Raw genomic sequence first — 6915 nt, forward strand, 5'->3', positions numbered from 1 at the left:
CTGATTGAGGTGTCACCTTGTGTGTATGCCTTAACTATTTTTTCTCGCAAGTCGAGCGAGTACGGTTTCATTAGACTTCATTTGTGTACTCCTCTTACTGTACCTCATAAACTTGCAATAGGCTGTATCTTTAATCTTTAATTAAGTTGACTTATTTAAAACTTGACAAAGCTCTCGATACACCTTATCTTCAGCTAAATTTTGACAAGCGAAAGCATAAGCTTTGTCTGAAAAATCCTTTCTGATTTCTTCATTTTCAATGAGTGTAGATATCTGCTTAAATGTCTCTTCAGGACGATCGCTGACTAAAAACGCATTGTTGATTCCGTGTTCTAACCCTTCGGCACCAACTGTAGTAGTCACTAAAGGTTTGCTATGACACAAAGCTTCAACGTTTTTTATTTTAAGCCCTGTTCCAAAATATACTGGGTTAATGACAATATCTGCTTCTTTATATACATTTTCTAAGTCATTCGTCCAGCCAATTAGTTGAACATTAGCAGGAATTTCAACATCAGTTAATTCTTCGCAAATTCTTCCTACTATGTGTAACTTAATCTTGTACTTAAATTTTTCTATAAGCTTAACCCATACCTTCTTGAGAAAGTGCGCGATCGCTCTTTTATTAGAAGAATTAGGTCCAGCAACATAAGTAATATTAATAGGTGATTTATTTAAAAATTCATGTTTTTGAGGTTGACTAGGATGTCCTACCTGAATGACATGATGCTCAGGTAGCATTTTCTTAAAAGTTTCTTTATCTTTATTTTGAATTGCTAGTATAACATCAAAGAAACTTAATAGCTGTTTTTCCTCCTGTGCTGTAATTTTTATTTCTGATTCACCATTGTCTCGAAATCTTTGATATCTTTGATATGCGACATCGTGTGTATCGATCAAAGTTAATGGTTGTGTCCCAATTTTATCAAAGCCTTTGACTAAATAGGCAAGTCTAATGTATTCAACAATAATTGCCTCTGGATTTAATTCTTGACATACATTACGAAAATAGTCTTGATGCTCTTGACTGAAAAAATTAATAATTTCTAGTTTTTCGCTCTGCCTATTCTGAGGTTTTAAAGGTTTGTTAAGCAAGAAGTTCTTCAATAATCCTGCTTTTTTCTTAAGAAAAACTTTTCCTTTTCTCAAGATATCAGATTGAGCAGTAGTGTTGCAATCAATACTCAAAAAGCCACAGCCTTTATTAAAGACCTTGAATTCATGGTCGTAGGCAAGTTTAATCAAATCAATCTCTGTGTTTGTCAGCTTGCCGATAAAAAACACAGAAACATCGAACTTTTTTCGGACTAAGTACTGATACAAGTCAGAAATTCTTTTTGCTGAGCCTTGCTCTTGACGCCAAAATTTGCGATCTGTCGCGAGTAGAATCGTTTTCATATCTTTAGCTCCCCTGATGTAGATGCTCGATGTTAGATACCCATAGTCTTTGAAAACAAAGATTTAGCTATGGATATTGAGTAAAACTTAATATGAATGTGCGCTGCGATCGCTAATTTTTTATTGGCTCGAGTCAATTGTATAAATTATACTGTTAATCTATCTGCTGGTACTGCTTGTTGAGTAGGTTTAACACTTAAGGATAACTCATTAGAATCACAAGATTGTACTATAGGTTGCCATCTATCTAAAGAAAAACCAGTTACTATCTCAAAACTTCGATTTTTTTCAGAAAAGTATTCTTGCAGCCATACCCTATCTTTTTCTAAAATTGGAGGAATGCCTTGATAGTTGGTAGTTATTAACGGTAAAACTTTTTTAACTGTAGGAGGAACTAAATAGCGTTTATTTGCTCTATTTAATTTATGGATAAATTTGTAAACCCAACGACCAAAGGCATTGTATCTGATTGTTTTATTTTTGACTTCTAAATTGATTTGACAGTTGTCTGGATCAGCTCCAAGAAAATGAAAGCATTTTTTAGCAACATACTCAGGATTTTTTTTCAAATCATCAAATAAGACAAAGAGAAATGAATCAATAGGAAAATACTCTAGCCATAAGCGTATCTGTCCGTAGTAATTACTTGTATCAAGGTAAACAGAATCTTTTTGTATTGCTTCAGCAAAACTATTGCGTTCAAAATCAAGATTCACACGCCACCAATATGCAGAATAAGTTCGCTCTACAGGCTCTCTTAAAAGGTAAATAAATTTAGCATGAGGATTAAAATTATAAACTCTTTTTGGTATACCTTGTAAACACTTAGCAGCATTACTAGAATTAGGGTTATCGCTAAGTAGTGCTTGTGTATTAGTGACTGATGCATCAAGGCAGATTGCATTATGGTTGGAAAACCTTTCTTGATACCAAGTTAACCCTTTATGCCAGTTGCGCGTGAAAAAATGTGGTTCTTTAGGATTGGAAACACATACATCAGGATGTTGAGATAACAAATAAGCTAAAGTTGTAGTTCCTGCCTTTTGTGCACCGAGAAGAAATGCGTTTGGGGGAAATAACATAATGTATTGTCCTTATACTAACTAGCGATATCGTGTTCTGTTCAATCCAAACATCAGCAAGTTACTTCTCAAAGTTGTCTCACTTCATAGCGATAAGTGATTATGCTCGATATCATTCTGCAGGTAGCCAGTAATATTCACGCTTTTGTCAAAACTTTAGTTGAAGACTGTATCGACTTTAGCTTTGGCATTCGGCGTACAACGCGCTCTAGAGAATCGGTAAGCATACCTTTAACCTGAAATGCTTGTTGTACAAAAGATGGGACGTTACACAAATGTTTGTAAGCGGGAACTACTGTACCTATCAAAAAACAACGCCAGCTATTCAAAAGGATATAATGTTGCGTTTCTCTAGCCCGTAAGCGACCCCCTGTATATCAGATGTCTGCTGCTTGGAGAAACGAGTCGAAATATGTTGAGTTGAGGAGGTTGCCATGAGAAAATAACTATAAAATCATGATTTAACTGAGCTTTGAGCAAATAGAGATTTTGCTTGTAGTAAATCTCCAGGAGTATTGATTTCAAGCACAGCTTTTTGAGTTTGGCAAACAATAATTGAGTATCCGTGTTCGAGAACGCGCAATTGTTCTAATCCTTCGCACTGTTCTAGTGGTGTAGGCGTAAGTTGAGCGTAGTCAGCTAGAAAGTCACGCCGAAAAGCATACAGCCCAAGATGGTGAAACACCGGAGCCGAACCTTGATTGCGGAAGTAGGGAATGGGAGAACGCGAAAAGTAAAGAGCGCGATTGTGGCGATCGCACAACACTTTTACCGCATTCGGGTTGAAATAGTCTGTTTCTTGATCTAATGGGCAAGCCAACGTTGTCATATCCGGTGCTTTACCTTCCAAATAAGGAGAAACCAATTGCATCAGCATTTCAGCCGTGACAAAAGGTTGATCTCCTTGAACATTGGCGATCGCTTGCATCTGCGGATATCTTTGAGCAACTTCAGCAACGCGATCTGTACCTGTTTGATGAGCGCTGCTGGTCATTTCTACTGCACCGCCAAATTCTCGCACGCAATTTGCTACGAGTTCACTATCTGTTGCAACAACAACTTTACTAAAAGCTGGACAACTTTGAGCTGCTTCATAAACCCACTGCACCATAGGACGATCTCTAATCATCACTAAAGGTTTACCAGGGAAGCGTTGTGAGTCGTAACGTGCAGGAATGACAGCCAAGATTTCCATGATGACTCCGAAATAGTAATGTGTTGTAGGAAGCTGATTCGGTTAAAACCGCAGCTACACAGAAAAAACCTGTGAAGACAGGTTTATTAACAATGCTGATTTTTTGCTAGTCCACGGAGGTGGACTTCGCTTCTATAGCCGCGACTTCAGTCGCTAGGCGTGTTATACGCAGTTGAGTTAGAAATTGCAGAACCTAATTCCTGTATTACCTGGCGTTCAGTTGCATCTAACTCAGCGAAAAATTCCCGATCAATTAAAGAAAATCCCGCATCGGTGTGAAATACCCAGCCAGCAGCACCATTGGCTTTTGCTTCCTGTGCGGCTTGGAGAAACTGCTCTTTAGTAAACTCTCCACCGCGCCAACCATTACGATGATCTTCTTGTACATAGACAGGACGATTGCTATTAATGCTACGGAGATGTTCTTTAGTTTGGGCAGCACGATTTCCTGTGTCGCTATACCATCTCGAATTGCGTGTAAAGTGCGGCGCGACTACATCAATACCAGTTTTGACCTCCTGCGTCAAAACATCAGGGTTAAGCGTGTTTCCTCGCATCCACGCAGCATAGTTAGAAGTAAAGATGATAGCGCGTGCGTTCTCAGCTTTAGCAATAAAGTAGAGTTGGCGAATATCCGAGTGCGAAAGTGCCGCTTCTCCTCCTAGGTTATGTTCATTTTGCAAGTCAAAAATCATATTGGGTTCATTGCGTAATGTTCTTACAGCAGCTTGAACTGCTCTATCGCGTGGAATTTCGCTATACCCTGTAATTGTCACATCAACAACAATACCTCTATCATTAGCAGCCCGAACCAGCGCTAAGAGTTCTTCTGATTTTGTTAAGTTACCTGCTTCATCAAAAAAACCACGATTTTGCCAATCTAAGAACACGCGGATGAGGTTGAAGTTATATTCTGCTAAGCGATCTAAATCGGATTCACGCCAGTGAACTGCATCAAAATAACTCACGCCTAAAAGAAAAGTTGGCTAACCGTTAATAGTAAACTTATCGCCAGCAATTCCAACACGAGTTTCTCTTGATGCTGTAAGGTTTGCTACAGATTCTGGAGTAACCCTTGGAGATTGTGCGTATGTGACAGATGGTGGTAGCACGAACAGCAGACGACTACTGCCCACTACCAGCAAAGTGCTTATTAGAGGACGTCGCATAGTTTTTGTGCTTGTTGTGATTGTGATATAAATTAAATTCCGCACCGCACAATATCGTGCAGTCGAATCAGACCGATACAATGCTCTTGCCCATCCACAACAGGTAGTATAGAAATCTGTGATGGTCGATTTTCCATCAACTCCAGCGCATGAAAGGCAAGTAATTCTGGAGAAACCACAACCGGATTTGCGGTCATGATTGCGATCGCATTAAATGAGTCCAAATCTTTGTGCTGGGCTTTTTGCAGCAAGCGCCGCAAGTCTCCATCCGTAATAATCCCTAGTAAGTGACCCAAATCATCTACTACATTGACTGCGCCCAAACCACCTTTACTAATAGTGGTTAATACTTCAATCCAAGAAGCTTGAGGCGACACAGTGGGATTTTCTACTCCACTGTGCATTAAGTCTCGCACTCTTAATGTCAAGCGCTTACCCAAGCGTCCTGCAGGATGATTCACTGCAAAACCTTCTGGTGTTAACCCTTTGACTTGCATCAAAGTCATCGCCAGCGCATCTCCGATAGACAAGGCAACAGTTGTACTCGTCGTTGGTGCAAGATTGAAAGGACAAGCTTCTTTGTCCACCGCAGCATCCATCACAACATCAGCATTACGAGCTAAGGTAGAGCGCAGATTACCTACTAAAGCAATAATGGGCACTTGTCGAGCTTTGAGGTGCGGCAACATGACAACAAGTTCATCAGTTTCGCCGCTATTACTTAAAACCATCGCAACATCATCTGATGTCACGATTCCCAAATCGCCATGTAGCGCATCAGCGGGATGTAAATAGACAGCTAGCGTTCCAGTACTTGTTAAAGTTGCAGCGATTTTACGTGCAACAATTCCCGACTTACCAACACCAGCCAACACCACTTTGCCCCGACAATTGGCTAATATCTCAACTGCCTTTTCGACGTGCTCCGATTGCAAGCGATTTGCTGCTTTAGTAATTGCTTCTGCTTCTAGTTTGAGCAGTTCTACAACCTGTAAAACATAAGTTTTATTGTCAATACATTGCATATTGTTGCTCCCTGCTCACAAGCTAACTATTATTTAAAATGAAAAAATACTGCGGACTAATTTACTTGGCTGTACTAATAAGCTGTTTCAGTTTTCTCCAATATTTAATGTGATTAGCTTCTTGATATTTTGGGTTATCAAACAAGGGCTTTTTCACTTCGCCAACCAAGTTCACAAAAAATCTTACATGCTCTGTTAATGAACGTATCGTGACTCCATGTATCGCGTGAATCGAATTGAGAAACAGTACAACTACACTACGCTCATACTTAATTTATTTACAAAATTCAATAGCATAACCAGTCATAGCATTACTTCTAAGTCTGCCTCTACAAAAGTAAGGGTAAAATGCGAAAATACCAACTAGGAAAACCAGAAATATTCTAGTATCGTAGATATAAACTATGTCACAATAACACCTTTATATGTTTTAGTTCCGAACTTAAATGGAGAAGAAATTAGTTCTATTTCAGTGTGAATTCAATTGAACTAGAGCAGTTAGCTCTTAGCTAATTCTCAAATAATTATTACTAATTGCTTTCATAGGTTTTCACTGCTCAGATCTTGTCACCAAACTAATGTTTATTTTCCGTTCTCGCACCTGCCCAAAATCTACTTTTGCTAGAAGTTTCTTTAAGCCTTCCCATTTGCAAAAGTGTTAAAAAAGTCAAGAACACTGTTAGGGTGCAATGTTCTTAACTTGCTTGCCTCGATAAAATCCTACGACTCCCTTCGGGGCTACTCAAACGAAGTTTCAAGAGTTTTGAATTTTAAGTTTTTAGTTTTGAATTAAAAAAGTTTTATAACTCAACACTCAACACTCATAACTCATAACTCTAAATTGGTGGACTTTGTTTATCTAGTAGCGAATTTATTTGCCTAGCATTTGTTATTTGTGTAGTAGCGAATTTATTCGCTTAACCAACACTGAGAGGAACGCGAGAAGAAAACATCGCATCTTGCTGTTGTCGTAACTCGTCACAAAGACGATGTAGAGGCAACTCAACATCATCATAAGTAAGCACAGTATCTTTGGGTAAATCGCG

The 6915-nt window shown here is 38.9% G+C and carries 7 protein-coding genes; 1 reads left to right on the forward strand and 6 read right to left on the reverse strand.

Annotated elements, in window-relative coordinates; genetic code table 11:
• Nucleotides 1–141 precede the first annotated feature (141 nt).
• Together IQ230_RS27810 and IQ230_RS25585 are read right to left on the reverse strand one after the other, a co-directional pair.
• Entirely contained in the window at nt 142–1284 is a 1143-nt protein-coding gene (locus IQ230_RS27810) for a glycosyltransferase (RefSeq protein WP_193935003.1), read from the reverse strand.
• Nucleotides 1285–1544: 260 nt separating this feature from the next.
• Nucleotides 1545–2480 (reverse strand): sulfotransferase domain-containing protein, encoded by a 936-nt coding sequence (locus tag IQ230_RS25585; protein ID WP_193935004.1) that lies wholly within the window; start codon nt 2478–2480, stop codon nt 1545–1547.
• Nucleotides 2481–2582: 102 nt separating this feature from the next.
• On the opposite strand from IQ230_RS25585, the gene IQ230_RS25590 reads away from it, so the two are divergent.
• The gene (locus IQ230_RS25590) at nt 2583–2720 is read left to right on the forward strand and encodes a hypothetical protein (RefSeq protein ID WP_193935005.1); all 138 of its coding nucleotides are present in this window, start codon (nt 2583–2585) and stop codon (nt 2718–2720) included.
• A 214-nt stretch (nt 2721–2934) separates the two neighbouring features.
• Here the strand turns inward: IQ230_RS25590 and kdsB are convergent, their stop codons facing one another.
• The 4 genes from kdsB to IQ230_RS25610 form a co-directional block, all read right to left on the reverse strand.
• Nucleotides 2935–3675, reverse strand: coding sequence for a 3-deoxy-manno-octulosonate cytidylyltransferase (gene kdsB, locus IQ230_RS25595; RefSeq protein ID WP_193935006.1), 741 nt, complete (start codon nt 3673–3675; stop codon nt 2935–2937).
• A gap of 146 nt (nt 3676–3821) precedes the next feature.
• Entirely contained in the window at nt 3822–4643 is an 822-nt protein-coding gene (locus IQ230_RS25600; RefSeq protein WP_193935007.1) for a glycoside hydrolase 5 family protein, read from the reverse strand.
• 18 nt (nt 4644–4661) lie between these two features.
• Complete coding sequence (locus tag IQ230_RS25605) at nt 4662–4844, reverse strand: hypothetical protein (protein ID WP_193935008.1); 183 nt, start codon at nt 4842–4844, stop codon at nt 4662–4664.
• A 32-nt stretch (nt 4845–4876) separates the two neighbouring features.
• Nucleotides 4877–5869 (reverse strand): KpsF/GutQ family sugar-phosphate isomerase, encoded by a 993-nt coding sequence (locus tag IQ230_RS25610; RefSeq protein WP_193935009.1) that lies wholly within the window; start codon nt 5867–5869, stop codon nt 4877–4879.
• Between the last annotated feature and the right edge of the window lie 1046 nt (nt 5870–6915).

This window comes from Gloeocapsopsis crepidinum LEGE 06123 (genome assembly GCF_015207655.1).
Lineage (GTDB): Bacteria > Cyanobacteriota > Cyanobacteriia > Cyanobacteriales > Chroococcidiopsidaceae > Gloeocapsopsis > Gloeocapsopsis crepidinum.

Excerpts from the sequence above, each read along its gene's own strand:
- kdsB (WP_193935006.1), bottom strand. The coding sequence starts at position 3,675 with ATGGAAATCTTGGCTGTCATTCCTGCACGTTACGACTCACAACGCTTC.
- IQ230_RS25610 (WP_193935009.1), bottom strand. The coding sequence starts at position 5,869 with ATGCAATGTATTGACAATAAAACTTATGTTTTACAGGTTGTAGAACTG.
- IQ230_RS25590 (WP_193935005.1), top strand. The coding sequence starts at position 2,583 with ATGCTCGATATCATTCTGCAGGTAGCCAGTAATATTCACGCTTTTGTC.
- IQ230_RS25585 (WP_193935004.1), bottom strand. The coding sequence starts at position 2,480 with ATGTTATTTCCCCCAAACGCATTTCTTCTCGGTGCACAAAAGGCAGGA.
- IQ230_RS25605 (WP_193935008.1), bottom strand. The coding sequence starts at position 4,844 with ATGCGACGTCCTCTAATAAGCACTTTGCTGGTAGTGGGCAGTAGTCGT.